Source organism: Phenylobacterium sp., from assembly GCF_004799515.1.
Lineage (GTDB): Bacteria > Pseudomonadota > Alphaproteobacteria > Caulobacterales > Caulobacteraceae > Phenylobacterium.
In genome coordinates this window covers 74,354-101,301 of sequence record NZ_SSMX01000027.1, presented here as the reverse complement: position 1 = coordinate 101,301, position 26,948 = coordinate 74,354, and the positions used below count along the sequence as shown (strand labels likewise).

Here is a 26,948-nt window from a genome sequence, read left to right as displayed (position 1 = left end):
CGACCATGGATCCCCTAGCGGCAATCCGCGAGACCTTCTTCCAGGAGTGCGAGGAACAGCTCGCCGAGCTGGAGAGCGGCCTCCTGGCCATGGAGGCCGGCGACGCCGACTCCGAGACGATCAACGCCGTCTTCCGCGCGGTGCACTCGATCAAGGGCGGCGCCGGGGCTTTCAGCCTCGAGGCCCTGGTGCGCTTCGCCCACGTCTTCGAGACCTCGCTTGACGAGATGCGCTCCGGCCGCCTGGCCTCCAGCGACGGGGTGGTGAAGACCCTGCTGCGCGCCGCCGACGTGCTGGCCGACCATGTGCGGGCGGCCCACGACGGCTCCAGCATCGACGAGGCCCACACCGCCGAACTGGCCGAGGAACTGAAGGCCCTGGGTCCGGAAGGCGGGGATACGTCGGAGTCCGAGGAGGATTGGGGCGACTTCAGCTTCCAGCCGCTCTCGGCCGCCGCGCCGGCGGCGCCGGCCACCGCCGGCTGGCGGGTGCGCTTCAAGCCGCGCGCCGACCTCTACGCCAAGGCCAACGAGGCGGCGCTCCTGCTGCGCGAACTCGGCCGCCTGGGCGAGACGGAGGTGGCGCTGGACGACAGCGGCCTGCCGGACCTGGCCGACCTCGACCCCGAGGCGGCCTACCTCGCCTGGACCGTGACCCTGACCGGCGACGCCGACGAGACGGCGGTGCGCGAGGTCTTCGAATTCGTCGACGGCGACTGCGAGCTGGAGGTCGAGCCGATCGTGGCCGACGGCGGCTCCGCGGGCGCCCCGGCGGACCTTGGCGAACCTGAGATCCCCACCACAGAACCCGACGGAAACCTCGACATCGGCGTCCTCCTGGCGCGGGTGCAAGCGGCGGCGGCCCCCCAAGCGCCGCCCGAGGTCCCGTCCGGCGCGCCGGCCCCGGCCGCCGCGGCGACCCTGGCCGAACCGTCCCCCCAAGATGGTCAGGGTCCGTCGCGCAAGCCGGAGGCCGGCGCCACCATCCGCGTCGACCTGGAACGCGTCGACCGGCTCATCGACCTGGTCGGCGAGCTGGTGATCAACCAGGCGATGCTGTCGCAACGGGTCATGGAGGCCGGCTTCGCGCGGGCCTCCGGCGTGGCCATGGGCCTCGACGAGCTGGAGCAGCTCACCCGCGAGATCCAGGACAGCGTCATGGCGATCCGCGCCCAGCCGGTGAAGTCGGTGTTCCAGCGCATGCCGCGCCTGGTCCGCGAGGTCGCGGCCATGACCGGCAAGCCGGTGCGCCTGGTGACCGAAGGCGAGGGCACCGAGGTCGATAAGACGGTCATCGAGCGCCTGGCCGACCCGCTGACCCACATGATCCGCAACGCCATCGACCACGGGCTGGAAAGCCCGGAGAAGCGCGAGGCGGCGGGCAAGCCGGCGGAGGGCGTCGTGCGCCTCACCGCCGCGCACCGTTCGGGCCGCATCGTCATCGAGGTCGCCGACGATGGCGGCGGCATCAACCGCGAGCGGGTGAAGTCGATCGCCGCCGAGCGTGGGCTGATCGCGGCCGACGCGGCGCTCTCCGACGAGGAGATCGACAACCTGATCTTCATGCCGGGGTTCTCGACGGCCAGCACGGTCAGCGACATCTCCGGCCGCGGCGTCGGCATGGACGTGGTCAAGCGCTCGATCCAGGCGCTGGGCGGGCGCATCGCCATCGCCTCGCGGCCCGGCAAGGGCTCGACCTTCACCATGAGCCTGCCGCTGACGCTGGCGGTGCTGGACGGCATGGTGGTCTCGGTGCAGGGCCAGACCCTGGTCGCCCCGATCACCGCCATCGTCGAGACCCTGCTCCCCAAGGCCGGGGACGTGCACAGCCTGGGCGGCCACGCCCGGGTGATCGCCATCCGCGACAGCTACACGCCGCTGATCGACGTGGGCATGGCCCTGGGCTACCGCACGACGCCGCTCGATGCGACGCAAGGCGTGGCCCTGTTGATCGAGGGCGAGGGCGGCGCGCGCGCCGCCCTGCTGGTCGACGCCATCCAGGGCCAGCGCCAGGTGGTGATCAAGTCGCTGGAGGCCAACTACCGGCAGGTGCCGGGCGTGGCGGCGGCGACCATCCTGGGCGACGGGCGCGTGGCGCTGATCCTCGACATCGACACTATCGTCGCGGTCTCCCGCGGCGCCGATTCCCTCCGCGCTGAGAAGCGCCTGGCGGCAACAGGCTGACCTCCATGACCCAGACGACCCCGAATGCGGCCGCCCCCAATGCTCTTGGCGGCGGCCTGCGCGAGCTGATCTCCTTCCGCATCGGCGCCCAGGAGTTCTGCGTGGACATCATGGCGGTGCGCGAGATCCGCGGCTGGACGGCGGCCACGGCCTTGCCGCAGTCGCCGGCCTTCGTCCGTGGCGTGATCAACCTGCGCGGCGCTGTGCTGCCGATCGTCGACCTGGCCGCGCGGCTGGGCTTCGAGGGCTCCGAGACCTCCGACCGCCATGTGATCATCGTGGCCCAGATCGGCGAGCAGATCGTGGGCCTCTTGGTCGACGCGGTGTCCGACATCCTGACGGTCACCGACGACGTCATCCAGCCGACCCCGGATGTCGCCTCCGACACCGCCAAGATGTTCGTGCGCGGCCTGTTGGCCGTGGACGGACGGATGATCAGCCTGATCGGCCTGGAACGCGTGCTGCCGGATCTGGAGCTCGAGGCCGCATGAGCGCGCTGCCCGCCCTGAAGTCCCGCGCCGCCCAGCCGATGGTGGACGGCGAGTTCGTCTTCACCGAGGACGACTTCCGCAAGATCGCCGCCATGGCGCACGGCGACGCCGGCATCGCCCTTCACGAGACCAAGGCGACGCTGGTCTATTCGCGCCTGGCCAAGCGCCTGCGCGCGCTCGGCCTCACCAGCTTCCAGGACTATTGCGCCCTGGTGGCGGGACAAGACGGCGTGGACGAACGCCAGAAGATGCTGGCGGCGCTGACCACCAATGTCACCCGTTTCTTCCGAGAGCCGCACCACTTCGAGCATCTGCGCGACAAGGTGCTGCCGCCGTTGCTGGCCGCGGCGCGGGCCGGCGGGCGGGTGCGGCTGTGGTCCTCGGCCTGCTCCAGCGGCCAAGAGCCCTATTCCATGGCCATGACCGTCCTGTCGCTGGCGCCCGACGCGGCGAACCTGGACGTGAAGATCCTGGCCACCGACATCGACCCCAACATGGTCGCGGAGGCCCGCGCCGGCGTCTACGGCCCCTCGCTGCTGGCCGGGATGCCGGACGACCTGCGCCGCCGCTGGACCGCGCCCGCGGCCGGCCGGCCGGGCGATGTGCGCATCGCCGACGAGGCCCGCGCCCTGATCAGCTTCAACGAGCTCAACCTGATCGGCGGCTGGCCGATGAAGGGCCGCTTCGACGCCATCTTCTGCCGCAACGTGGCGATCTACTTCGACGACGACACCCAGGCGCGGCTGTGGAGCCGGTTCGCGCCCCTGCTGCCGCTGGGCGGCGCGCTCTACATCGGCCACTCCGAGCGGGTCGCGGGGCCCGCGGCGGCCTGCTTCCAGCCCGACGGCGTCACCACCTACCGCCTGACGCGGGAGATGGCGCGATGATCCGTACCCTGATCGTCGACGATTCCGCCACCATGCGCCGGCTGATCGCCCAGGCGCTGAGCGCCGATCCGCAGATCGAGGTGATCGGCGAAGCCGCCGATCCGCTGCAGGCGCGCGAGGCGATCAAGGCGCTGAACCCCGACGTCATCACCCTGGACGTCGAGATGCCGAACATGAACGGCCTCGACTTCCTGGAGCGGGTCATGCGGCTGCGGCCGATGCCGGTGGTGATGGTCTCGACGCTCACCACCCGCGGGGCGGAGGCGACGCTCGCGGCGCTTGAGCTGGGCGCCGTCGACTGCGTGGCCAAGCCCGCGGCCGGCACGCCGCACGCCCTCGAGGTCCTGCCGGAAAAGGTCCGCGCCGCGGCCCAGGCCAAAGTACGCCCGCGCTGCGCCAAGCGGCCTACAGCCCACGCCGCCGAGCCCGACTCCGCCTTCGCGCCCGGCGACAGCCTCGTGGCGATCGGCTCGTCCACCGGCGGGGTCGAGGCCCTGCTGGCCCTGGTCGAGCGGTTTCCGGCCAACTGCGCGCCGACGGTGATCACCCAGCACATGCCGGCGACCTTCACCAAGAGCTTCGCCGAGCGGCTGAACCGCGCCTGCGCCGCCGAGGTGCGCGAAGCCCGCGACGGCGATCCGCTGGCGCCGGGCAAGGTGTTCCTGGCCCCCGGCGGCGACAGCCATCTGGAGGTCGACGGCATGACGCACCTGCGCTGCCGCGTCGTCCCCGGTCCGCCGATGAGCGGGCACTGTCCGTCCGTGGACAGACTGTTCGAGTCGGTGGCGCGCACCGCCAAGGCCCGCGCGCTGGGGGTGATCCTCACCGGCATGGGCCGCGACGGCGCCCGCGGCCTGCTGTCGATCCGCGAGGCAGGCGGCCGCACCCTGGGCCAGAACGAGGCCACCTGCGTGGTCTACGGCATGCCCCGGGCCGCCTTCGAACTCGGCGCGGTCGAGCGCCAGCTGCCGCTGGAGAAGATCTCGCCCGCCATCCGTCAACTCACCAACCGGGAAGGGCCGCGCTGATGCCAGCCGCTGCGACCATCACTTGCCTTGTCGTCGACGACCAGCAGACCATCCGCTCGCTCGTCCGCAGCGGCCTGCAGGAGCTGGGCTTCAAGGCCATCCACGAGGCCGTGGACGGCGAGGAGGGCCTGCGCCAGATGCTGTCGCGGCCCATCAGCCTGGTGATCTCCGATTTCAACATGCCCAAGCTGGACGGCCTGGGTCTGCTGCGCGCCGTGCGCGCCCACCCGCCGATCCAGAAGACCGCCTTCATCATGCTGACCGGCCGGGCCGACAAGGACCTGGTGCAGCGCGCCGTGCAGTTCGGGGTCAACAACTACCTCGTCAAGCCGTTCACGGTGGCGACGCTGAAGGAGAAGATCGAAGCGGTCTTCGGCATCCTGCAATGAACCTGGCCGCGCCCGCCTGGGAGCCGGAACGGCCCGCCCACGGGTCGGAGCCGCGCAAGGTCCATGTGATCCAGGGCCAGTTCTATGTGTCCGACGACCCGGACCTGGTGCTGACCACGATCCTGGGCTCGTGCGTGGCCGCCTGCGTGCGCGATCCGGTGGCGGGCGTCGGCGGGATGAACCACTTCCTGCTGCCCGGCGAGAGTGGCGGCGAGGGCCTGCGCTATGGCGTCCAGTCCATGGAGCTGCTGGTCAACGCGCTCCTGCGGCGCGGCGCCCGGCGCGACCGGCTGGAGGTCAAGCTGTTCGGCGGTGCGCGGCTGATCGACGGGCTGACCGACGTGGGCTCGCAGAACGCCGCCTTCGCCGAGCGCTTCCTGCGCGACGAGGGCCTGACTTCGGCCGGCGGCTCGCTGCGCGGGCAGCGCGCCCGGCGCATCCAGTACTGGCCGGTGAGCGGCCGCGCGCGCCAGGCGCTGCTGGAGGCGGCCGGCTCGCAGGTGTTCGCCGCCGAGCGTCCGCCGCCGGTCGCCGTCCCCGAGGACGCCGGCGCCTTGGAGCTGTTCTGATGTCCATCGTCCGAGACGGCCTGGCGCTGCGTCCCCTGGCCGAGCCCCTGCGCCTGGCCGCCATCGAGCTGGCCGACCTGGCGCGCCTGGGCGACCAGTTGCAGCGGGCCATCGGCCGGCTGACCGAGACTCGGGGTGTTCCCGACGTGGAATTCCTCGTCGAGGCCCAGGCCGCCGACCTCTTGAGCCAGCGCCTGGAGGGCATGGCCGCCTTCCTGCGCGCGCTGGCCGACGCCGCGCCGGAGGAGGTGATGACCGACGTCTACGCCGCGGTGATGGAGCTGACCCTGGCCGAGCAAGCGCGCCGCCTGACCGGCCCGCATACGCCCGCGCCCGCCGACTCCGACGCCGGCGGCGAGCTGCAGCTCTTCGAGGCCTGAGGTGTCGGCCCTGCCGTTCCGCCGCCAGGAGCGGGTCAACCTGTCCACCGCCGAGGTGCTGATCGTCGGCGGCGACGCCGACGGGCTGGAGATCCTGGTGCAGATGTTCGCCGGCTTCGGCGTGCACACCCCGCGGCGCTGCGCCTCAGGCGCGGAGGCCATGACGGTGGTGGGCGAGCGGGAGCTGAACCTGGCGGTGGTCGACAGCCAGCTCGCCGACACGGACGGCTACGACTTCATCAACTGGCTGCGCCGCTGCGGCTCGCCCAACGCCTGGGCGCCGACCATACTGGTCACCGGCCACACCACGCCCTCGCAGATCTTCCGCGGCCGCGACGCGGGCGCGAGCTTCGTGGTGCGCAAGCCCGTGCCGCCGATGATCATGATGCAGCGGATCGTCTGGCTGCTCAGCGATCCGCGCGCCTTCGTGACTTCGCCGGGCTATTGCGGCCCCGACCGCCGGGTCCGGTCCTTGGGTCCGCCGGTCGGCATGAAGGGCCGCCGCCACGACGACCTGTCGGTGGAGATCGGCGCGGCCAAGACCCCAAATCTCGAACAGGACGAGATCGACGCCCTGTTCCAACCGAAGGCGGTGGCGCGATGACGCTCGCAAGGGTTTTCAGTGTGGAGAACAAGCTCGCGCGGATCGCCCGCGAGCCCGGCGGCAAGACCGTCGAGGAGGCCGTGAAGGGCGCCGAGCAGCGTATCGAGTCGGTGCGTGAACGCTGCGTGGCGGCCCTGCCGCTGAAGGCCGAGCAGCTCAGCGCGCTTGCCGGCGGCGACCGCGGCGCGCCGGACATCCTGGAGGGGCTCTACAACCTCGGCAACGCCATCTTCGGCGTGGCCGGCGTCTACGACCTGGACGCCCTGGCCGAGGCGGCCTGCAGCCTCTGCGACCTGCTGCAGGGCTTCCGCGACGGGGAGCCCGTGAACTGGTCGGCGGTGGAGGTGCACGTGGACGGCATCCGCCTGCTGGCCGGCGGCCGGACCGAAGGCGCGACGGTCATCCTGGACGGCCTGCGCAAGGTGCGGGCGCGCTTCACGCCCGCCGATCTCTAGATCGCGTCAGTGCGTTCAGGCGACGCGGCGGTCGGCGGAGCGTTCCGGCAGGGCTTCGGCGGCGGTGACCAGGGCCTGTTGCAGGGCGCGGCCCATCCGCGCCTCGACGGGCGCGCGTTGCAGGCGGGCGCGGGCGTCCTCGACGACGTCCAGGGTCCGTTGCGGCGCGGCGCGGCCCTGGGCGCGTTCGGCCTCGGTTTCCAGAGCGGCCTCGGCGGCCTCGCCGGCGGCGGGCGACAACGCGGCCAGCGCGAGCAGCACCGCACGGCTCAGCGCCAGCGACGCCTCTACGTCGGCGGTCAAGGCGCACAACGCGTGCTGAGGTTCGTCATCGGCCACGGCCAGGGTCTCACGCACGACGGGGGTCTCTCGCTGGGGTAGCAGGCGGGCTCGGGCGCGCCCTGGGCGTGGGCATAGGTGGCCGCGGTTAATTGAAGCTAAAAATGTGCATTTGCACATATTGCATAACGAACTATCCGAATTGCACATTGTGCCGCTTGCTGGAATCCGCCTCAGTGACCGGATGCCGTCCGCACCCAGATCGAAGCCGCCCCGCCTGCCCGACAACTCGGTCGATCCCGAGGGGGAGTTTCCGCTCGGGGCGCCGGAATACTTCTTCTATCTGCTGTTCCAGACGGCCCGGCAGCGGGACCTGCACTTCGACCGGATCCTGGAGCCCAGCGGCCTGAACATCGCGCAATGGCGGTCCATGGCGATCATCCGGCGGCTGGAGGTCTGCACCATGAGCTCGCTGGCGCGCTATTCGACCGTCGAGCGGACCACCCTGACGCGCGCTGTCGACCAGCTGGTGCGGCGCGGCGTCGTCCGCCGTTGGACGCCTGAGCACGACCGGCGGCAGGTGAACCTGTCGCTCACCACGGAGGGTGAGGCGATCTATCGCAAGGCGGTCGCGGTCCTCAAGGATCTGAACGCGGCCCTGCTTGCGGACGTCGATCCCGATCGCCTGCGCGACCTCGCCCGCCTGTTGCAGGTTGTCCTTCACCGGCTCACCGGCACGGACTCCCTGGCCATGGACCTGCTGACCTTCGGCCGCACCACGCCGCCCTGAGCCGGCGAAGCTTGGGTGATTCCCATTAATTCCCACTTTTAACGATGAATTATCGGGAAGGAACGAGATTCGCCGGGAATCCTCCCGGAGATCCGTCGTGTTCCGCAAGCTGCGTCCCTGCCTGGCCCCTTTCGCCGACGGGTCGCACGCGTGAGCGCCGTTCCGGTCCCGACTGCGGCCGCCTGCGACCCGTTCGAGCGGGCGTTGGCCTGGCGGGCGCGCAGCGTCTGGACCCGCAACGCCCAGGCCACGATGGTCGCGGGCCTGTCGTGGCTGGGCGCCGCCCACCACCTGGTGCTGGCCTGGCTGGCCGTCACCCTGGCGATGAGCGTGGCGGACAGCCGGTTGAGCGGCTGGCTGCTGCGCCGGCCCCGGACCTGGCGGGCCGTGGCCCTGGTGTCCGCCGGTCATCTGGCGACCGCGGCCAGCTTCGCGGCCGTGGCCCTGCTGTTGGTCCAGCCGGCCTCGCCGATCCACCTGGCCGAGGCGGTGCTGGTGCTGTGCGCGGTCTGCCTGAACAACGCGATGATGTGCTGCGGTTCGCGGCTCGCCACCGCGACCCTGGTGAGCCCGGGCGCGGTGATGCTGATCGTGGGGCCCTTCCTGGCGGGGTTCGCCGGCTACCGTATCGCGGCCACCGACATCCCGCTGATGGCCTTCGCGGGTGTCGCCTTCATCGTCTTCATCGTGCGCATGGCCGGGACCTTCTACGCCCGCGGCCTGGCGCTGAAGGCCGCCCTCGACAACGTCGCGCGCAGCGGGGCGCTGGCGGTCTCCGCCGGCCATGAGGCGCAGGCCGGCCGGCAGCGCTGGCGGATGATCTTCCATCACAGCCCGATGGCGCGGGTCTGTTTCGACGCCCAGCCGCTCTACGAGGCGCTGGAGGCCCACGGCAAGCTGGCGGGCGCGGGCCTCGGTGCGCGGCTGCGTCAGCGGGTCGGCTCAATGGACGAGGTCTTCGGCCACATCCGCCTGCTCGAGGCCAACCAGGTGGCCGTCGACCTCTGCGGCGAGCGGCTGGCGGGCCCGCATTTCACCGAGGCCTCCCTTGACGCCTTCTGCCGGGCGCTGGACGCGATCGACGAGGACGGCGTCCTGCCGATCTTTCCGGCCGAGCTGGTCTGCGCCGACGGGACGATCCTCGAGGTCGAGGTCCACTACCGCATCGCCCCCGACCAGGCCGCGCCCTGGAGCCTGTGCCTGGCGACCTATGTGGACGTCACCGAAGCCCGACGCGCCGCCCGCGCTCAGCGCGAGGCCCTGGAAGCCGCCGAGATCGCCAACCGCGCCAAGAGCGACTTCCTGGCGGTGATCAGCCACGAGATCCGTACGCCGCTGAACGGGGTGCTGGGCATGGCGCAGGCCATGGCGCTGAACCCGCTGTCCAAGCTGCAGCGGCAGAGGCTGCGGGTGATCAGCGAAAGCGGCGCGGCGCTCCTGACCATCGTCGACGACCTGCTCGACCTGTCGCGCATCGAGGCCGGCGGCCTGCAGATCGTGCGCGAGGACTGCGACCTGCGGGCGCTGGTGGAGGGCGTCTACACGGCCCATGTCGCCGAGGCCGCGGCCAAGGGGCTCACCTTCCTGCTCGACGTCGATCCCGCCATCTGCGGCCGCTACAGCGCCGATGCCGGACGGGTGCGGCAGATCCTCGGCAACCTGGTCTCCAACGCGCTGAAGTTCACCCACGAGGGCGAGGTCCTGGTCAGGGTCTCGCGCATGGCGGGCGGCGTGCGGCTGGAAGTGCGCGACACCGGCATCGGCATCGCCCCGGACCGCGTGGCGGACCTGTTCGAGACCTTCGCCAAGGGCGATTCCTCGATGACCCGGCGCTATGGCGGCGCGGGGCTTGGCCTGGCGCTCTGCCGCCAACTGGCCCGGGCCATGGGGGGCGAGGTGACGGTGTGCAGCACGCCGGGCCGCGGCAGCAGCTTCAGCGTCGAGCTGCCGCTGGCGCCCGGCGCGTCGGACCTGGCCACAGCGCAGGGCGGGCTGGAAGCCGCCGCCAGCGCCCCGCTGCGCGTGCTGGCCGCCGAGGACAATCCGGTCAACCAGATGGTGCTGAAGGCCCTCCTGGCGCAGATCGGGATCGAGCCCACCGTCGTCGAGAATGGCCAGGAAGCGCTCGACGCCTGGGAAGACGGCGAGTGGGACGTGATCCTGATGGACGTGCAGATGCCGCAGATGGACGGCCAGACCGCGACGCGGCGCATCCGCGCCCGGGAGGCGGAGCTGGGCCGCGCGCCGACCCCGATCATCGCGATCACCGCCAACGCCATGATCCACCAGGTGGCCAGCTATCGCGCCGCCGGCATGAACGAGGTGGTCTCCAAGCCGATCAACGTCGAGGCGCTGTTCGCCGCCATCCTGACGGCGGTGACCCTGCCCGAGCTTCAGCCGCCGATGGCGGCCACGGGCTGATCGCCGAACGCCTCGGCGAGCTTGCGGGCCAGCTCCGCGCGCCGGTAGGGCTTGGGCAGGAAGGCCGCGCGGGCGTCCAGGGGCAGCGCGCCCGTCGCCGGCTCGTCGGTGTGTCCGGAGGTGAACAGGATCCGCAAAGCCGGGTTCAGCCGGCGTGCTTCTTCGGCGAGCTGGCGCCCGTTCAGGCCGCCCGGCATAACGACGTCGGTCATCAGGAGGTCGATGTCCGCGCCGGCCCTCAGCCGCCGCAGGGCGTCACGGCCGTCGCGATGGGCGGTGACCCGCAGGCCCAGGCCGGTGAGCTGGCGCCGGACCTGCTCGCACAGGAGGTCGTCGTCCTCGACCAGCAACACGTGGCGGGCGCGGCGCTGCGGCGGGATCCCGGCGGACAGGGCCGGCTCGGCGGCCGCCGTCGGCGCCGCGGTCAGCGGCAGGCAAAGCCGCGCCTCAGTCCCGCGGCCGGGCTCGGAGTCGATCTCGAGGCGTCCACCGGACTGGGTGGCGAAGCCGTGGGCCATGCTGAGGCCGAGGCCCGAACCCAGGCCCTCCGGCTTGGTGGTGAAGAAGGGCTCCAGCGCCCGGGCGTGGACCTGGGGCGTCATGCCTTCGCCGGTGTCCCGCACCGACAGCACCGCCATCTCCGCCCCGCCGGGCTCCGCCGCCGCCTGCCGCGCCGCGCCGATGGTCAGCCGTCCGCCGGCCGGCATGGCGTCGCGGGCGTTGATGCAGAGGTTCAGGAGGGCGGCGGTCAACTGGGTGCGGTCGGCCCGGCAGAAGAGACCGGGCTCGGCGACCTCCAGCTCCACCGCGATGCCCGCGCCCAGAGTCCGTTCCAGGATCGGCGAGAGGTTGGCGAGGAACGCCCCGCAGTCGAGAGCCTGGGCGGCGAGCGGCTGGCTGCGGGCGAAGGCCAGGAGGCGGCTTACCAGCTCCGCGCCGCGCTCGGCGGCGTCCAGCGCCAGGCAGGCGACCGAGCGCAGCTCCGGCCGGTCCTCCAGGCTGTCGGCCAGGCTCTCGGCGCTGCCGATCACCACGGCCAGGAGGTTGTTGAAGTCGTGCGCGATGCCGCCGGTCAGCCGGCCGATGGCCTCCATCTTCTGGGCCTGGCGCAGTTTCTCCTCGGCGGCCAGGTGCTCGCGCATGTCGCGGCCGATGCTGATCACCGCGTCGCCCGTTTTCGAGCGCACCGCCGACCACATCACCGGGATGGCCGTGCCGTCCTTGTGCAGATGGCGGTTGGTGAAGGGCTTCACCGCTTCGCCGGCCATAAGCCGCTTGCCGAGCGCCGAGCCCGTCTCGCGGTCCTCGGGGTGGACAAAGTCCAGGTAGCAGCGCCCGATCATCTCCTCGGGCCGATAGCCCCAAAGCCGCTCGGCGTGCTTGTTGACCTGCCGGAAAAGGCCGTCGGCGCCGACCACGCAGATCACGTCGTGGGAGTTGTCGAAGATCGCTTGGGCCGCCTGCAGGGCGATGCGCAGCTGCTCGCGGCTGGCGCGCAGCTCGTCGGCGGCCAGCTTCTCCACCGTCACTTCGTGGCCCTGGCAGAAGATCCCGTAGGTCGCGCCCGAGGCGTCCTTCATGGGCTGCAGCACGAAGTCGGCGAAGGCCTCCTCGTCGGGGCCGCCCGGGACGCGGGTGACCAGGAGGCGGGTGTTGCGGATCACCAGCGAGCGGCCGTCGCGGTAGACCTGGTCCAGGAGCTTGCCGAAACCGCGCGAATAGCCCCGCCGCATCGCCTCGCGCGCCGGCTTGCCGATGATGTCCCGGGAGAGGCCAGTGAAGGCGAGGTGGGCCGGGTTGGCCATCTCGATCACGTGGTCGGGGCCGGTGAAGACGATCATGCAGCCCGGCGCCTGGTCGAACAGCTCGTGCATCTGGCGCGCCTCTTCGGCGAGGCGCGCGGTGTTGCGGCGTACCGACGCAGCGGCGGGGGCGTCGTCCTGGGGCGCGGGCGGGATCATGGCTGGATGGGCTCCGGGGTGGGCTTGATTTCCCGGGACATTCGGCGGTTCACTGAACGCGGAACATCGGCGGGGGCCGCATGTCGCAACTTGGACGCAGCGCCGGCCTGACCGGCTTCGTGGACGTCGCCCGGTCGCTGGGCCTCGATCCCTATCGCCTGGCCGCCGAGGCCGGCGTGCCGCGCGCGGCGCTGAGCGATCCCGACATGCTGGTGGCGTCGGCGGCCATGTCGCAGCTGATCGAAATGGCCGCCGAGCGGTCCGGCGCCGAGGACTTCGGGCTGCGCATGGCCACGGAGCGCAGCCTGTCGACCATGGGCGTCATCGGCCTGGCGCTGCGCAACCAGCCCACCACGCGCAAGGCGCTGGAGATGCTCAGCGAATACGCCTGGCTGCAGAACGAGGCGCTCAGCATCCGGCTGGAGGAGCAGGGCGAGGAGGCGATGGTGATCTTCGGCCTGATCGGCTGGCGCGGGCGCCAGGCGAGCGAGCTCCTGATGGCCATCGCCTTCCGCCTGCTGCGGACCCTGCGCGGGCCGGGCTGGAAGCCCCTGGAGATCCGCTTCCTGCACGCCGCGCCGCGCAACATCGAGGCGCAGCGGAAGCTGTTCGGCGTCACCCCGCTCTATGAGCAGGACATCTTCGGCCTGGTGTTCGAGCGGGCCGACCTCGACAAGCCGAACGTGGTCGGCGACCCCGGCATGGCCCCGCACCTGACCCGCTATCTGGAGCACCTCGCCGATGGCCGTAGCCAGAGCCTGCGCAGCCGGGTCATGGACCAGGTGCTGTTGCTGCTGCCCAGCGGGACGGCGACCGTCGAGCGGGTGGCGGAGTCGATGCGGATCGAGCGGCGCACCCTGCACCGCCGGCTGGCCGCGGAGGGCACGTCCTTCTCGCAGATCCTGGAGAACGCCCGCGGGGAACTGGCGACCTCGCTGCTGGCCAGCAGCGAACGGCCACTGCAGAACGTGGCCGAGATGCTGGGCTTTTCCAGCCTCAGCGCCTTTGGCCATTGGTTCCGGCGGCGGTTCAACACCACGGCCAGCCAGTACCGCGCCCTGGGCGGCCAGATGGCGCGGCCCCAGGCGTCCCGGACGCCGGCGCTGGCCAACTGACCGCGGGGCGGCGGAGGATCGCCGGGGCGTCATGGCGGGGACTTAGGCCGCCGCCTGCTGGACCGGCGCCTCGTCCGGATCGCGCATCACATAGCCGCCGCCCCAGACCGTCTCGATGTGCGGGCGGTCCGTGGCCGACGCCAGCTTCTGGCGCAGCTTGCAGATGAAGACGTCGATGATCTTGCCGCCGGGTTCGTCCATGCCGCCGTAGAGGCTGGTGAGGAAGACCTCCTTGTGCAGGACCTTGCCGCTGCGGAGCGCCAGGAGCTCCAGGGTCTGGTACTCCTTGCGGGTCAGGTGGACGCGCACGCCCTTCACCCAGACGGTGCGCGCGTCGAGGTTCAGCGTGATGTCGCCGATGGTGATGGTGGAATCGGCGTGGCCGGTGGAGCGGCGGATCACCGCGCGCAGCCGGGCGGCCAGCTCGTCCTTGTGGAACGGCTTGACCACATAGTCGTCGGCGCCGCCGGCGAAGGCGCGCACCTTCACCGCCACGTCGGCCGAGCCGGTCAGGATGATCACCGGGGTCTTGCAGCCGGCGCGGCGCAGGGTGCGCAGCACGTCCATGCCGCTGATGTCCTGCAGGCCGAGGTCGAGCAGGATCAGGTCGTAGTCATAGGTCTGGGCCAGGTCGACGCCGTCTTCGCCGAGCGAGGTCACCTCGACGTTGAACTTCTCCGCCGTCAGCATCAGCTCGACGCTGCGGGCGGCGGCGCGGTCGTCTTCGATCAGCAGGACACGCATCTTGGACTTCTCCGGACAGGTATGGGCGGGGATCAGCGGCGGGCGACGACTTCCGCCGGAAGGGCGGTTTCGTCGTTGGCGGCGGTTTGGGGCGCGGCGGGTTGCCGGACGGGCTTTCCCGGGTCGGGCGGGCGGCGGTCGAGCACCACGCGGGCGGCGGTGATCAGCGAGGACATGCGGAACGGCTTGGCCAGCACCTCGTCGGCGCCCAGCTCGTGGGCCCAGACCAGGAAGTTCTGGCTGCGCCCGTAGTGGCCACCGCCGGAGATGGCGATGACCTTGGTGGCGGGCGACGAGCGGCGGGCCTCGAGGATGGCGGCGATGCCCTCCATCTCCGGCATGACGATGTCGGTGACCATCAGGTCGGGTTTGAGGGTGCGCAGCATCTCGATGCCGATGCGGCCGTTCTTGGCGCTGTAGGTCTGGAAGCCCTCGCGGGCGAAGGCGGCGGTGAGCAGCATCAGGAGGTCGGGGTCGTCCTCGACCAGCAGCACCTTGCGGACGGGTGCGGCGGAGGGCGCGGCGAGGTCGGCCTCGGCGGCCGCGGGCGGGCCGGCGGGCTCCGGGACCTTGAGGTTCGCCACCAGGCCGGCGGCGCGGTCGGCGGCCAGGCGGCCGACGCGGGCCAGCTCGGCGTGCTGCGGCGCCTCGGCCAGTCCGTCGGCCAGGGACTCGCAGACGCCCATGATGACGGCGAGCAGCTCATAGAGGTCGCGCGCCGCCTGGTCGGCGCCGGCTTCAGCGGAAGTCGCTGAACTTACGGATGAAATATGGTCGCGAAGAAATTCTGGGCGCATTACAGGCGTCGGTTTCACTAGGGTTTTCGAAAGCGAAGCACCCAGTGAAAGAGCAGGACGGCGACGCCCTTGCGCTCAATCCCCGCGGGGGTGATTCGGCGCGTCTCCCCTAGATGGTTAACGGCGGCCGAGCTTGTTTTTGGGGGACAGAAGTTTGCTTATACGGGACAGCCATAGGCGCCGGCGCCTGCTGTGCGGCGCGCGCGCCCTAGTCCAGCAGCCGGCGGACCGTGGCTTCCAGGGTCGCCTGCGCCTGCGCGGCCGAGAGGCGTTGCTCGCGGCGCAGGCGTGACCAAGCCTCAAAGCTGAGCAGCAGGTCAAGGGCCTCCAGCTTCGTTTTGTCGCGGGCCACGTCGGCCGGCAGCTGCTGCTCGAGGATCTCGCGCAGGGCGGCGACCAGGCGGGCATGGTCGACGTCCATATATTTCGAGCGGCGGCGGATCAGGGTGGCCGCGCTGAGGAACGGGCCCACCCGCTCGAACGCCCAACCGCGCCGCTCCACCAGCTCGACCACCCGCTCGCGCCAATCGGCGGAGCGGAACGGCGTTTCGGCGGCGCGCTGCAGCTCGCCCATGATCACCACGGACATCTCGCGGAACAGGCTGTCCATGTCCTGGAAGTGGCGGAAGACGGTGCGCAGGCCGACGTCGGCGCGCTGGGCGACCTGCTCGGCGCTGGGGGTCAGGTCGCCGGCCTGGATGATCTCCAGCATGGCCGCCACGATGCGGGCGCGGTTGTCCTGGCCGCGGCGTCGGCGGCCGTCGGCGGAGACGTCGATCTCCGACCCGAGGGCGGCCGGGGCGCGGCTCATGCGGGGATCTTGTTTTCGGAAGTCTGGGCGAAAAGGGTGGAGAGGCCAGCCTCCGCCAGGACCGCGTCCACCTGCGGACGGACCTGAGTGGGCAGGCCCCGGTGCGCCTCGCGCAGCCAGCCCAGGCACTTGGCCTGGTATGGGAACGGCTGCTGGGTCCAGGCCTGGCCATCGACCTCCGCGGTCACCTCCGCCGCGCCGGCGACCACGGCCCGGGCGTTGGCCAGCATGACCGGCGGGTAGGTCCGGCCGATCTCGGCCAGGATCGCGCGCAGGGTGTCGGGCGGGTCGCCGGCTTCCAGCCAGTCGGCGTCGGCGACCTCCAGACCCGAGAGGTCCTCCATCATCCCGACCCAGGCCGAGACCCGCGGCGCGACTTCGATGGCCAGGGCCGCCGGCGTCGGGTCGAAGTCCACGAGCTGGGTGAGCTGGCCGTAGACGGCGAAGTCACAGGAGCCCGGCCTTTGGCCCATCAGATAGGGATAGAGCCGCAGGTGGGCCTCGAAGGCTTCCAGGAAGCGGCGGTAGCTGGCCTCGATGACCGGGCCGGTGACCGGGTTGGAGCCCACGTAGCGCAGCCGCCCGATCTGCCGCTCGGCGAACATGGCGCCGGCCTGGGCGAGCTGGTCGTCCGGGACGCTGAAGCCGCGCCAGCAGGGCAGGATCTTCGCGGCCTTGGCGATGTCGGCGTCGTAGGCCCAGCGGTAGTGGAACATGGCCTTGGTCAGCCACTCATCGGCGTAGTCCTCGATCAGCTCGTTGAGGAAGCCGAGCGCCGGATCGGGCGGGATCAGGCTGCGGCCTTCATACTCCCGCTCGAAACGGCGGATCAGTGGCGTGGAGTCCGTCACCGCCTGCAGCTCGCCCGCCGCATCCGACAGGTAGAAGGTCGGAAGCAACTGCACCTTGGGCCGCGGCAGGCCGCGCAGACGCGGATTGTTGGGCAGCAGGAAGCGGTAGGGGATGCGCCGATAGCGCAGCACCGCCAGCATCTTGCGGGTGTAGGGCGAACCGGGCGCGCCAGAAAGCGCGATGGGATCGGTCGTCATCTGCGCTCCCCGCTAGCGGAACTGGGCGAGCCGGTCGGTGCGGCGGATCTCCGTCGATCCCGCCGGCAGGCTCAGGAAGTCGCCATCATGGCCTACACGGACGGTCCCGTGGAAGATGTCGCGCGCACTGCCGAGCCACGGACCCTCCAGCGCCCTGAGCGGCAAGGGCGGGATGATGTGGGTGAAGAGCAGGTAGCGGACCTGCGCCCGCTGGGCGATGGCGGCGGCCTGCTCCGGGGTGGTGTGATAGGACAGGATGTCGTGGGTGATGTGCGCCAGGTTGTCCTTGCCGCCCTTGACCGCGGCGTCGTGCTGCACGGCCACCAGGTTCGGGGCGAGGCCCTCGTGGACCAGGACGTCGGCGTGGGCCGCGGCGGCCTCCAGGCGCGGCGAGGGCGCGGTGTCGCCGCTGACCACCACCGAGCGGCCCTTGTAGTCGAAGCGGTATCCGACCGCCGGTTCGACCGGGCGGTGGTTCACCGGGAAGGCGGTGACCTTCAGGCCGCCGTCGTCGATCAGCACGACATCGGGTCCGTTGCGGTCGGCGGCGAAGGGATGCGGCGTCCCGCCGAAGCCTGAGGGCGGCATGACCGCCGGGCCGTGGTGGGCGGTGCGGTAGCCCTGGTCGAGGCCGTAGGCCATCTCGAACCCGTGGACCACCTGGTCGACGCCGGTGGGGCCGTAGACGGGCAGGGGCGAGGTGTTCGCGCCGGTTCCCCAGCGCTGCAGCATCAGCTCGCCCAGGCCGTCGATATGGTCGGAGTGGAAGTGGGTGAGGAACACCGCCTCGACCCGGCCCGGCGGCAGGTTCATCAGCGCCAGGTTCTTCTGCGCCCCGGCGCCGACGTCGACCACGAAGAGCCGCTGCCCTGCGAGGATCGCCGTGCAGGGCCCCGCCCGCGTCGGGTCCGGCATCGGCGAGCCGGAGCCGCAGAGGCCGACGTGCAGCCCGTCGCCCAACCCGGCGTAGGGATCGTCGCCCATGGCGTGGGCGTAGAGCCGGGCCATCACCGCCATGGCGATCCGCCCGCGCAGGGCGTAGGCGCCCGCCGCCAAGGCCAGGATCACCGCCGCAACGACCAGCGTCGCCATCCGCCAACGCTTCATCGACGCCTCCCCGGCTTGACGCGCCATATAGTGGCACGCATATTGTCACTATATTCGGCCCCTGCGCCGGCAAGTCAATCGGGGAGCAAACGGCATGCAGGTCCTGAGGACTCCGGACGTGCGGTTCGAGGGGCTGGAGGGCTGGCCCTACGCGCCGCGCTACGCGACGCTGGCGGACCCCGACGGGACGTCCCTGCAACTGCACTATGTGGACGAGGGGCCGGGCGACGGAGCGCCGGTGCTGCTGATGCACGGCGAGCCGTCCTGGGCCTATCTCTACCGCAAGATCGTCGGCGGCCTGGCGGGCGGCGGCCGGCGGGCGATCGCGCCGGACCTGATCGGCTTCGGCCGCTCCGACAAGCCGGCAGAGCGGCAGGACTACACCTATGAGCGCCACGTCGCCTGGATGCGCCAGTGGTTCGAGCAGATGGAGCTCTCGGACGTCACCCTGTTCTGCCAGGACTGGGGCGGGCTGATCGGGCTGCGCCTGGTGGCGGCCTATCCGGAGCGGTTCGCCGGCGTCGTGGTGGCCAACACCGGCCTGCCGACCGGCAGCGGCATGACCGAGGGCTTCAAGGCCTGGTGCGCGTTCAGCCAGAGCGTGCCGGAGCTGCCCATCGGCTTCATCCTGAACGGCGGCTCGCAGCGGGACCTGACGCCCGGCGAGATCGCCGCCTATGAGGCGCCGTTCCCGGACGAGAGCTACAAGGCCGGCGCGCGGCAGTTCCCGACCCTGGTGCCGGTGACGCCGGAGCATGCCTCGGTGGCCGAGAACCAGGCGGCCTGGACGGTGCTGGAGGCTTTCGACAAGGCCTTCCTCACCGCCTTCAGCGACGGCGATCAGGTCACCCGCGGCGGCGAGAAGGCGTTCCAGGAGCGCGTGCCGGGCGCCAAGGGTCAGCCGCATGTCACCCTTTCCGGCGGCCACTTCCTGCAGGAGGACAGCCCGGACGAGATCGTCGCGGTGATCGAGGGCGTTCTGGCGCGCCGCGCGAAGGGGTTCGCCTGATGCGGGTCGAAAACGAGGTGATGCCGGACATGGCCCGCGCCATGGCCTTCTTCGGCGATCCCGAGGACGGACCGTTCGTGATGGTCAACCTCCTGAAGTTCAAGCCGCGCGCCGAATACGCCGACGGCGCCGACAGCCACCTGACCGGCGCCCAGGCCTATGCCCGCTATGGCGAAGAGGTGCGCAAGCTGGTCGAGGGGCTGGGCGGCCAGATCCGCTATTCCGGCGCGGTGACGGGCCTCCTGCTGGGCGAGGTCGAGGAGTTGTGGGACGCCGTGGCGCTGGCGGAATATCCATCGCTGGCGGCGTTCCGCGAGATGGCCATGTCGCCGGCGATGCACGCCATCGAGCACCACCGCAAGGCGGGTCTGGCGGGCCAGCTCAACATCCGCACCCGGCCGGGCGCGGGGTCCTAGGTCTCGCCCCGCGGCCTGAGCGCCAGGACCAGGAACACCGCCGCCAGGATGACAGCCACTGGGCTCGCATAGTGCTCCGGCGGATGGTGGCCGTTCGCTGGCGGCTTCAGCACCCAGCCCTGCAGGCTCATCAGGCCGCGCTCGACGATCGTCAGCGCCAGGAACAGCGGGACGAGCGGGCGGTAACGGAGCGCCACGGCCAGCATCGCCAGGCCGAGGGCCAGCTGAGTCGCGCCTTCCCAGGCGAAGACGCCGACCACCAGGCCGCGCTGGGCGCCGAGGTCGAGTCCGGCGATGCCCTCCGCGCCGCCGCTGGGCGCGAAGCTGTGGATCAGGCCCGGCGCGAGCGTCAGGACGGCGGCGAGGCCCAGGAACCAGGCCGAGCTCCGCGCGCCGCGATAGTCCGCGTTGGTCGAAGGCGGCAGGAAGCTCATGGCGCGCGCCGTCCCGTCAGTTGTCCCACTCGATATATTCCTCGCCCTTGCGCTGCGGGACGCCGCTCGGGTGGTCGATGAACACCGGACCTTGCAGCAGGGACGGCCACAGCGGCTTGACGCTCTGGGCGTCCTGGGCGGCGATCAGGGCCAGCATGGCCTTGGTGCGCGCGGGCTCCGCGCCCGACAGCTCGTGGCGCTCGGTGGGGTCGGCGGCGAGGTTGTAGAGCCAGACCTTGTGCTGCGCCTCGCTGGACTGCAGCTTCCAGTCGCCGTCCAGCACCACCTTGTACTGGCCCGAGCGCCAGAACAGCGTCTGGTGCGGACGCCCGGCCTGCTTGCCCTGCAGGTAGGGCAGCAGGTCGACGCCGTCGATCGTCCGGTCCTTGGGCAGGGGCGCGCCCGCGGCGGCCGCGGCGGTGGCGAAGATGTCGATGTGGCCGACCGGGTATTGATAGCGGCTGCCCGGCTGGATCTGGCCCGGCCAGCGCATGAAGAAGGGCGCGTGCACCCCGCCCTCGAAGAAGGTCGACTTCCAGCCGCGGTAGGGCTTGTTGATCTCCGGCAGGCCGATGTAGCCCGCGCCGCCGTTGTCGCTGGTGAAGATGACGAGGGTGTTGTCGTCCAGGCCGTCGGCCTTCAGCTCGGCCAGGATGCGCCCGACGTTGCGGTCGAGGTTGCGGATCATCGCCGCATAGACCCGCAGGCGATGGTCCTTGATCTGCGGCAGGGCGTCGAAGTCGGCCTTGGTCGCCTGCAGCGGCGTGTGGATGGCGTTGGGCGCGTAGTACATGAAGAACGGGCGGTTCCGGTTGGCGTGGATCGCCGTCACCGCCTGGTCGGTCAGGTAGTCGGTCATGTAGCCTTTGGGGGCGAACATGGTCCCGCCGTTGAACTGCACCTGGTAGGGCAGGTTGGGCCACAGGAACTTGTCGATCGGGTCCCAGGGCTGCTTGGAGTTCTCCACGCCCGGGTCGTGCTCGGGCAGGTACATCGAGGCGCCGGCGATGAAGCCCAGGCTCTCGTCGAAGCCCATGTCCTCCGGCCGCGAACCCTTGACCCCGCCCAGGTGCCATTTGCCGAGATGCAGGGTGTGGTAGCCCTGGCCCTGCAGCAGCTTGGCGATGGTGATCTCGGTCGACGGCACCGACAGGGTGTTGACCGCCGTCGGCGTGCTGGCGGTCGAACCGGGCGGCATGTCCTTCAGCCGGTCCTTGAAGAATTTCGGCTGCACGATGGCGTTGGGCTCGGCCTCGGTGCCGACCATCTTCTCGAAGGCCACCGGCGCCGGCGTGAACTCGAAGCCGAAGCGGGTGGGATAGCGCCCGGTCATGATCGCCGCGCGCGAAGGGGCGCAGGTGGCGTTGCCGGCATAGCCGTTCACGAAGTCCACGCCGGCGTGGCCGATGGAGTCGATGTTGGGGGTCGGCACGGCGCCGCGGGCCACGCCGCCGCCGTTGAACGTGATGTCGTTGTAGCCCATGTCGTCGGCCAGGATGAAGACGACGTTGGGGGGCCGGCGCTGGCCGGGCGGCGGCGGCTCGGTCGGCCCTTGCGCCCAGGTCACCGGCTGGTTCGGCGCGATGTGCGGCAGGCGCGCATGGGCGATCATGCCCAGCACCGTCGCGCGGTTCAGGTAGGCCACGCCCAGCGCCAGCAGGAACGCCAGGACCCAGGTCCACCACTTCATCGCGCGCCCTCCCACAGGCTTTGGCCCAGGCTATATAGTGGCATTATGAATGTCGATAGATTTGCGGTGGCGGCCGCCCTTGCCCTGGCCGGAGGCGCCGCTAGCATCGCCGCCGATGGCCGCCACCGAGATGACTCCCTCCAGGATTCTAGGACCCGCCGAGGTCCAATTGCGTTGCGACGACCTGACGCCGGCCTTGGCCTTCTTCACTGAGGAGCTCGGCTTCCGCATCGAGACGATCTTCCCGGCGGACGATCCGCAGGTGGCGAGCCTCTCCGGCCACGGCCTGCGCCTGCGCCTGGCGCCGGGCGCGGGCGATCCCGGGACGCTGCGGCTGGCCGCGCCTGTGGGGTCCGCGCGCAGCCTGATCGCGCCGAACGGCACGCGGATCGAGTTCATCGACCCCGATCCGCCGGTCGAGCTCCCGCCGCTGAAGGACCGGTTCGTGCTGACCCGCGCCGCCGACGGCCCAGCGTGGGCGAGGGCCGCGCGGGGATGCTGTACCGAGACCTGATCCCGGGGCGCCTGGGCGGGCGGTTCATCGCCTCGCATATTGCGATCCCGCAAGGCGGGCCGGTGGCCGATTGGGTGCATTTCCACAAGGTCCGCTTCCAGATGATCTTCTGCCGGACCGGCTGGGCCAGGTTGGTCTACGAGGACCAGGGACCGCCGTTCCTGATGCGGGCCGGCGACTGCGTGCTGCAGCCGCCGCGCATCCGCCACCGGGTGCTGAAGGCCTCCGACGGCTTCGAGGTGGTGGAGATCGGCTGCCCGGCCCTGCACGAGACCCTGGCCGACCACGCCCTGGAGCTGCCGACGCCGGAGCTGCGGCCGGACCGCGACTTCTCCGGCCAGCGCTTCCTGCACGCGGTGGCGGCGCAGACGCCGTGGACGCCCTCGGCGTTCGCGGGGTTCGAGGCGCGGGAGACCGGCATGGCGGCCGCGACCGGCGGCCTGGCGGACGCACGGACGCTGCGCCCGGCCGGCGCACCGGGGTTCGCGGCGCCGGCGCATGGCGGGGAGCTGCTGTTCGGGTTCGTCCTGGCGGGCGCGGCGACCCTCGACTTTGAGGGCCCGCATGCGCTGGGACCCACGGACTCGTTTTGCATCCCGGCCGGCGAGCCGTGGGGGCTCCGCGAAGCCTCGGAGGACCTGCAACTGCTGCAGGTCGTGCTGCCGGCGGCCGCGCCCTGAACCGCGTTCCTCGCCTTCGCGAGGAAAACGGGGAAAGGGCTATTGCGGCGTGAAGCGCCGCTTCTGCTGGCCGCCGGCCATGGGGAGTTTGGACTCGTCGACGATCTCGCCGGCCTTCATCACCCAGGCGATCTTCTTGACGTTCTCGATATCGGCGGTCGGGTCGGCGTTGAGCAGCAGGAGGTCGGCGAACTTGCCGGGCTCGACGGAGCCCAGGGTGTCAGCCTTGCCCAACAGGACCGCGCCGTTGTGGGTGGCGATGGTCAGGATGTCGAAGGGCTTGATGCCCGCCTGGGCCAGGAGCTCCAGCTCGCGCTGCAGGGCCGGGCCGCTGGACTGGTCGGTGCCGGCCGCCACCACGCCGCCGGCGGCCCAGACCTTGCGGATGTTCTCCATGGCCACCGGGGTCATCAGCTTCATCCAGCTGGTCCACAGGCGGGTCTGGTACTCGGCGCGGACCTTGGTCTTGAGCGTCTGGCGGTCGGCGGGGCTGAAGCTCGCCGCATAGAGCGGCTGGTCGAGGAATTCCGGGTGCTCCACCAGGCGGCTGTAGTTCTCGCCGATGGTGAGCGTGCTCATGAAGGGCGTCTTCTTGGCGGCCATCAGCTTGACGAAGCTGTCGCTGACCGGGCCCTGGATCACCGGGTGGGCGAGGCTGTCGGTGCCGGCGAAGATCGCCTCCTCGGCGCGCAGTTCCGACGAGACGTGGATCGTCGTGCGGATGCCGTGCAGGTTGTAGTAACGGATCACGTCGCGCAGCAACTGGTCGGGCATCAGGGGGATCATCGGCCGCGCGCCCCAGCCTTCCTCTTCCAGGGTCAGCTTGATCATGTCGGGCTGCTGCTCGGCGATCTGCTTGTCGAGCTTGTCCTTGTCCTTCTCGAAGTCCTGGACGTTGACCGCCATGCCCGTGCCGTGGCTGCCCGGATAGGTGATCAGGTTGCCGGTGCAGAAGATCCGCGGCGATGCGATCTTGCCGGCCCGCTCGGCGGCGCGCAGCGGCAGGATGTTCTCCGGCTGGTTGCCCGCGTCGTAGATCGTGGTGACGCCGGAATAGAGGTAGCTGGCCAGCGCCTGGGTGCGCGTCTCGTTGGTGTCGGTCGCGTTGTCCACGCCGCCGTGCAGGTGGATATGTACGTCCATCAGGCCGGGCATCAGGTATTTGCCGCGCCCGTCGATGACGTGGCCCTTGGGCGCCTTCATCAGCACGCTGGGGCCGACCGCGGTGATCTTGTCGCCCTCGACGGTCACAGTCATGTCGCTCTGCGGGGCGTGGCCCAGGCCGTCGATCAGGGTGACGTGCTCGATGGCCCAGGTCTCGGCGCGGGCGCCGTTCGCGCCAAACGCCAGGCTCGCGGCCGCCGCCGCCAGGAGCGCCAGTCTCTTCATGTCCTCAAATCCCCGATCGTGAGCGGCCACGCGCCGCCAACCCCGGCCCAGCTTGGCCGGGAACGGAGCATCACGCCAGCAGATCGCGATGCGCCAGGAGGCCTTCGATGAGGGCGTCGGTGTCGGCGCCCGTATTGTAGGCGTGGAACATCGCCCGCACCTTGTCCTCGCGCCAGGAGACCACCACGCCGCGGGCCGCCAGCCGCTCGGCCAGCGCCGCCGCGTCGGTGGAGCGGATCGCCACCTGCGGTCCGCGCCAGCGGTCGTCGCGCGGGGTGGCGAGCGTGCAGCCGGCGTCCGCCAGCCGGTCCATGGCCTCGCCGGTGGTCTCCCGCACCCGCTGGGCGATGGGTCCGATGCCGATCTGCCGGATCAGATCGATCCCCGCCTCGGCGGCGTAGCAGTTGGACACCGGCGGCGTGCCGGCCTCGAACCGCCGCGCGGTGGGCGAGGGGCGGTTGGCGAAGATGTCCATGGCGCCGATGTCGGCCTGGGCGAACCAGCCGCTGGCCGTGGGCGTCAGCGCCGCGATGTGCGGGCGCGCCACGTAGAGGAAGCCGACGCCGGCGGTTCCCAGCAGATACTTCAGCATCCCGCCGACCGCGAAATCGACGCCGAGCGCGGTAAGGTCGATCTCCAGCGCGCCCACCGACTGGAAGATGTCCAGCAGGACCAGCGCGCCGCGTTCATGGGCGATCCGTACGACGCCCTCCACATCGACCCGCGCGCCATTGCGGTAGCCGACGTGGGTCAGGGCCACGAGCCTGGTGTGTTCGTCGATGGCGCGTTCGAAGTGCTCCAGGGGGATGAAGCCGTCGCCGTCCTCCGGGATGTGTTCGACCACCGCGCCGCGCGGTTCCTGGGCGTGCCAGATCTGGGCGCCGGTGGGGAATTCGAGATTGGAGACCGCCACCTTGTTGCGCGGCCCGGAGAACTCGAGGGCGCTTGCCAGGGCGTTGATGCCCGCCGAGGCCGAGGTGGTCACGGCGATCTCGTCGGGATGGGCGTTCAGGAGCGCAGCCACGCCGCCGCGCACCGCCTCGTGCCGCTCGCCCCAGCCGCCCCAGTCGACGCCCTTCTCCAGTCGGTCCTCCAGGTAGAGCCGCATGGCCGCCTCGACCGGCCGGCCGAGGAGGCCATAGGAGCCGCTGGCCAGATAGGCCTTGCGTTCCAAGGTCGGGAAGAGGGCGCGGAACGCCGCCCAGTCGGGTCCGCCGGTCAAAATTGGCCACTTGTGGCGAAGAGCGAACCTGCGTTCATGAGGTGGGGAGTCCGGTGGGTTTCGGGGGCTTGAGTGACCGACGAAGACGCGATTGTCGAGCGCGAGGCGGGCCTGCACAAGGCCCTGACACGCGGCCAGATCACCATGATGGGGCTGGGCGGGGCGATCGGCACCGGCCTCTTCATGGGCTCGGGCATCGCCATCGGCTACGCCGGTCCCGCGGTGATGATCAGCTACGCCATCGCCGCCTTCATCGCCGTGGTGATGGTGCTGTCGCTCTCGGAGATGGCGGTGATGCACCCGGCGGCGGGCTCCTTCGGGGTCTATGCCGAGACCTATCTCAATCCCTGGGCCGGCTATCTGGTCCGCTGGACCTACTGGTTCTGCCAGGTGGTGGCGGTGGGCGGCGACGCGGTGGCGGCCGGCACCTACATGAGCTTCTGGTTTCCCGGGGTCCCGGTGTGGATCTGGTCGCTGGGGTTCGCCGGCGCGATCATCTTCCTGAACACCCGCTCGGTGAAGAACTTCGGGACCTTCGAGTACTGGTTCGCGCTCATCAAGGTCACGGCCATCGTGCTGTTCATCATCCTGGGCGGCGCGGCGATCCTGGGCGTGGCCCAGCCGGCGGTGGGCGTCCACAACCTGACCGGCCTGCCGGGCGGCTTCGCGCCGCATGGGCTGAAGGGAATCTGGATGGGGGTGATCATCGGGATCTTCTCCTTCATCGGCGTGGAGCTGATCGCCGTCACCGCGGCCGAGACGCCGGATCCGAAGAGCGCCATCCCGGCAGCCCTGCGCTCGATGGCGGTGCGCCTGTTCCTTTTCTACATCCTGGCCCTGACCATCCTGGTCAGCTTCATCCCCTGGACCGACGTGGGCGCGAAGGTGGTGGCCCAGAGCCCGTTCGTGCGGGTCTTCGCCCATACGGGCGTGCCCTATGCGGCGGGGATCATGAACTTCGTGGTGCTGACCGCGGCGCTCTCCAGCATGAACGCCAACACCTACCTGACCGGGCGGATGCTGTTCTCGCTCTCGCGCGGGAACTATGCGCCCCGGCAGTTCGGCGTGCTCAACCGGCTGGGCGCGCCGGCGCCGGCGATCGTCTTTTCCGGCTTGGCGATCGTGGCCGCGGCGATGCTCTCGAAGCTGACGCCGGCCGCCTACAACTACCTGTTCGGGATCTCGCTGTTCGGAGCGATCTTCGTCTGGATGATGATCCTGGTCAGCCACTTCGCCTTCCGCCGCCGCCATCGCCCGGAAGAGCTCCCGGTGCGCATGCCTTTCTTCCCGGTCCCGCAGATCGTGGGCCTTGTCCTGCTGGCGGCGATCCTGGTGACCATGGGCCTCGACACCGAATTCTGGGACATCTCCTGGATCGTCGGCGTGCCCTGGCTGATCCTGCTCACGATCGCCTATTTCGCCTGGAAGCGGCGATCGCAGTCAGCTCTGCGGATCGCCGGAAGCGGCTGACGGCGGCGCGGCGTCTCGGGGCTGACCCCAGGGAAATATGACGTCTGCGGCGCACCTGTCGCGG

At 70.8% G+C, this 26,948-nt stretch carries 28 protein-coding genes; 17 read left to right on the top strand and 11 right to left on the bottom strand.

Translation table 11 applies throughout. From position 1 onward, the window contains the following. The first annotated feature begins 5 nt into the window (after positions 1–5). Genes E8A49_RS12365 through E8A49_RS12325 form a run of 9 tightly spaced genes read left to right on the top strand, consistent with a single transcriptional unit; the run spans position 6 to position 6,986 of the window. Complete coding sequence (locus E8A49_RS12365) at positions 6–2,183, top strand: chemotaxis protein CheA (RefSeq protein ID WP_293381334.1); 2,178 nt, start codon at positions 6–8, stop codon at positions 2,181–2,183. A gap of 5 nt (positions 2,184–2,188) precedes the next feature. Then, positions 2,189–2,674: a chemotaxis protein CheW gene (locus E8A49_RS12360; RefSeq protein WP_293381331.1), complete on the top strand. Its 486-nt coding sequence runs from the start codon at positions 2,189–2,191 to the stop codon at positions 2,672–2,674. Further along, on the top strand, positions 2,671–3,561 hold the full coding sequence (locus E8A49_RS12355; RefSeq protein ID WP_293381328.1) for a protein-glutamate O-methyltransferase CheR: 891 nt from the start codon (positions 2,671–2,673) through the stop codon (positions 3,559–3,561). Before E8A49_RS12360 ends, E8A49_RS12355 begins: the two co-directional genes overlap by 4 nt. Continuing rightward, positions 3,558–4,589, top strand: a complete 1,032-nt coding sequence (locus E8A49_RS12350; protein ID WP_293381325.1) for a chemotaxis response regulator protein-glutamate methylesterase — start codon at positions 3,558–3,560, stop codon at positions 4,587–4,589. The genes E8A49_RS12355 and E8A49_RS12350 overlap by 4 nt, the downstream gene beginning before the upstream one ends. Continuing rightward, on the top strand, positions 4,589–4,978 hold the full coding sequence (locus E8A49_RS12345) for a response regulator (RefSeq protein ID WP_293381322.1): 390 nt from the start codon (positions 4,589–4,591) through the stop codon (positions 4,976–4,978). Before E8A49_RS12350 ends, E8A49_RS12345 begins: the two co-directional genes overlap by 1 nt. Next, a complete protein-coding gene (locus tag E8A49_RS12340; protein ID WP_293381319.1) occupies positions 4,975–5,547 on the top strand; it encodes a chemotaxis protein CheD in 573 nt (190 codons plus the stop codon). Before E8A49_RS12345 ends, E8A49_RS12340 begins: the two co-directional genes overlap by 4 nt. Then, positions 5,547–5,927, top strand: coding sequence for a hypothetical protein (locus tag E8A49_RS12335; protein WP_293381316.1), 381 nt, complete (start codon positions 5,547–5,549; stop codon positions 5,925–5,927). The genes E8A49_RS12340 and E8A49_RS12335 overlap by 1 nt, the downstream gene beginning before the upstream one ends. A gap of 1 nt (position 5,928) precedes the next feature. After that, on the top strand, positions 5,929–6,531 hold the full coding sequence (locus tag E8A49_RS12330; RefSeq protein WP_293381314.1) for a response regulator: 603 nt from the start codon (positions 5,929–5,931) through the stop codon (positions 6,529–6,531). Further along, positions 6,528–6,986, top strand: a complete 459-nt coding sequence (locus E8A49_RS12325; protein WP_293381311.1) for a hypothetical protein — start codon at positions 6,528–6,530, stop codon at positions 6,984–6,986. Before E8A49_RS12330 ends, E8A49_RS12325 begins: the two co-directional genes overlap by 4 nt. Before the next feature lie 15 nt (positions 6,987–7,001). Here the strand turns inward: E8A49_RS12325 and E8A49_RS12320 are convergent, their stop codons facing one another. Further along, positions 7,002–7,343 carry a hypothetical protein gene (locus E8A49_RS12320; RefSeq protein WP_293381308.1) on the bottom strand — a complete coding sequence of 114 codons (342 nt, stop codon included), beginning with the start codon at positions 7,341–7,343 and terminating at the stop codon, positions 7,002–7,004. Between the two features lie 166 nt (positions 7,344–7,509). Here E8A49_RS12320 and E8A49_RS12315 point away from each other — a divergent pair, with 166 nt between their 5' ends. Both E8A49_RS12315 and E8A49_RS12310 read left to right on the top strand, forming a co-directional pair. Then, positions 7,510–8,055 carry a MarR family transcriptional regulator gene (locus tag E8A49_RS12315; RefSeq protein WP_293381305.1) on the top strand — a complete coding sequence of 182 codons (546 nt, stop codon included), beginning with the start codon at positions 7,510–7,512 and terminating at the stop codon, positions 8,053–8,055. 150 nt (positions 8,056–8,205) lie between these two features. Then, positions 8,206–10,476 (top strand): ATP-binding protein, encoded by a 2,271-nt coding sequence (locus tag E8A49_RS12310; RefSeq protein WP_293381302.1) that lies wholly within the window; start codon positions 8,206–8,208, stop codon positions 10,474–10,476. Here E8A49_RS12310 and E8A49_RS12305 read toward each other — a convergent pair. Beyond that, positions 10,449–12,437 (bottom strand): PAS domain-containing sensor histidine kinase, encoded by a 1,989-nt coding sequence (locus E8A49_RS12305; RefSeq protein WP_293381299.1) that lies wholly within the window; start codon positions 12,435–12,437, stop codon positions 10,449–10,451. The two genes, E8A49_RS12310 and E8A49_RS12305, sit on opposite strands and share 28 nt — an antisense overlap. Positions 12,438–12,517: 80 nt before the next feature. On the opposite strand from E8A49_RS12305, the gene E8A49_RS12300 reads away from it, so the two are divergent. Beyond that, the gene (locus E8A49_RS12300; RefSeq protein ID WP_293381296.1) at positions 12,518–13,552 is read left to right on the top strand and encodes an AraC family transcriptional regulator; all 1,035 of its coding nucleotides are present in this window, start codon (positions 12,518–12,520) and stop codon (positions 13,550–13,552) included. Positions 13,553–13,594: 42 nt separating this feature from the next. Here the strand turns inward: E8A49_RS12300 and E8A49_RS12295 are convergent, their stop codons facing one another. The 5 genes from E8A49_RS12295 to E8A49_RS12275 all read right to left on the bottom strand — a co-directional run bounded on the left by E8A49_RS12295 (position 13,595) and on the right by E8A49_RS12275 (position 18,060). Then, entirely contained in the window at positions 13,595–14,296 is a 702-nt protein-coding gene (locus E8A49_RS12295) for a response regulator transcription factor (protein ID WP_293381293.1), read from the bottom strand. Between the two features lie 32 nt (positions 14,297–14,328). Then, positions 14,329–15,093, bottom strand: coding sequence for a response regulator (locus E8A49_RS12290; RefSeq protein WP_293381290.1), 765 nt, complete (start codon positions 15,091–15,093; stop codon positions 14,329–14,331). Positions 15,094–15,301: 208 nt separating this feature from the next. Next, positions 15,302–15,904, bottom strand: coding sequence for a TetR/AcrR family transcriptional regulator (locus tag E8A49_RS12285; protein ID WP_293381287.1), 603 nt, complete (start codon positions 15,902–15,904; stop codon positions 15,302–15,304). Next, positions 15,901–16,953: a glutathione S-transferase N-terminal domain-containing protein gene (locus E8A49_RS12280; protein WP_293381284.1), complete on the bottom strand. Its 1,053-nt coding sequence runs from the start codon at positions 16,951–16,953 to the stop codon at positions 15,901–15,903. Before E8A49_RS12280 ends, E8A49_RS12285 begins: the two co-directional genes overlap by 4 nt. 12 nt (positions 16,954–16,965) lie before the next feature. Beyond that, the gene (locus E8A49_RS12275; protein WP_293381281.1) at positions 16,966–18,060 is read right to left on the bottom strand and encodes an MBL fold metallo-hydrolase; all 1,095 of its coding nucleotides are present in this window, start codon (positions 18,058–18,060) and stop codon (positions 16,966–16,968) included. A 94-nt stretch (positions 18,061–18,154) separates the two neighbouring features. Here E8A49_RS12275 and E8A49_RS12270 point away from each other — a divergent pair, with 94 nt between their 5' ends. Further along, on the top strand, positions 18,155–19,069 hold the full coding sequence (locus E8A49_RS12270; RefSeq protein WP_293381278.1) for a haloalkane dehalogenase: 915 nt from the start codon (positions 18,155–18,157) through the stop codon (positions 19,067–19,069). Continuing rightward, on the top strand, positions 19,069–19,485 hold the full coding sequence (locus E8A49_RS12265) for a DUF1330 domain-containing protein (RefSeq protein WP_293381275.1): 417 nt from the start codon (positions 19,069–19,071) through the stop codon (positions 19,483–19,485). Before E8A49_RS12270 ends, E8A49_RS12265 begins: the two co-directional genes overlap by 1 nt. Here E8A49_RS12265 and E8A49_RS12260 read toward each other — a convergent pair. Beyond that, positions 19,482–19,919, bottom strand: coding sequence for a hypothetical protein (locus tag E8A49_RS12260; RefSeq protein ID WP_293381272.1), 438 nt, complete (start codon positions 19,917–19,919; stop codon positions 19,482–19,484). The two genes, E8A49_RS12265 and E8A49_RS12260, sit on opposite strands and share 4 nt — an antisense overlap. 16 nt (positions 19,920–19,935) lie before the next feature. Further along, complete coding sequence (locus E8A49_RS12255) at positions 19,936–21,609, bottom strand: sulfatase-like hydrolase/transferase (protein WP_293381269.1); 1,674 nt, start codon at positions 21,607–21,609, stop codon at positions 19,936–19,938. Between the two features lie 169 nt (positions 21,610–21,778). Between E8A49_RS12255 and E8A49_RS12250 the strand changes: the two genes are divergently transcribed. Together E8A49_RS12250 and E8A49_RS12245 are read left to right on the top strand one after the other, a co-directional pair. Beyond that, positions 21,779–22,123 carry a hypothetical protein gene (locus E8A49_RS12250; protein WP_293381266.1) on the top strand — a complete coding sequence of 115 codons (345 nt, stop codon included), beginning with the start codon at positions 21,779–21,781 and terminating at the stop codon, positions 22,121–22,123. Beyond that, complete coding sequence (locus E8A49_RS12245) at positions 22,105–22,803, top strand: hypothetical protein (RefSeq protein ID WP_293381263.1); 699 nt, start codon at positions 22,105–22,107, stop codon at positions 22,801–22,803. The genes E8A49_RS12250 and E8A49_RS12245 overlap by 19 nt, the downstream gene beginning before the upstream one ends. Before the next feature lie 39 nt (positions 22,804–22,842). On the opposite strand, the gene E8A49_RS12240 is transcribed toward E8A49_RS12245, so the two are convergent. Then, on the bottom strand, positions 22,843–24,192 hold the full coding sequence (locus E8A49_RS12240) for an amidohydrolase family protein (RefSeq protein ID WP_293381260.1): 1,350 nt from the start codon (positions 24,190–24,192) through the stop codon (positions 22,843–22,845). A gap of 70 nt (positions 24,193–24,262) precedes the next feature. Continuing rightward, entirely contained in the window at positions 24,263–25,414 is a 1,152-nt protein-coding gene (locus E8A49_RS12235) for an aminotransferase class V-fold PLP-dependent enzyme (RefSeq protein ID WP_293381257.1), read from the bottom strand. Positions 25,415–25,486: 72 nt separating this feature from the next. Here E8A49_RS12235 and E8A49_RS12230 point away from each other — a divergent pair, with 72 nt between their 5' ends. Then, positions 25,487–26,884, top strand: a complete 1,398-nt coding sequence (locus E8A49_RS12230) for an amino acid permease (RefSeq protein WP_293381254.1) — start codon at positions 25,487–25,489, stop codon at positions 26,882–26,884. Positions 26,885–26,948: the final 64 nt, after the last annotated feature.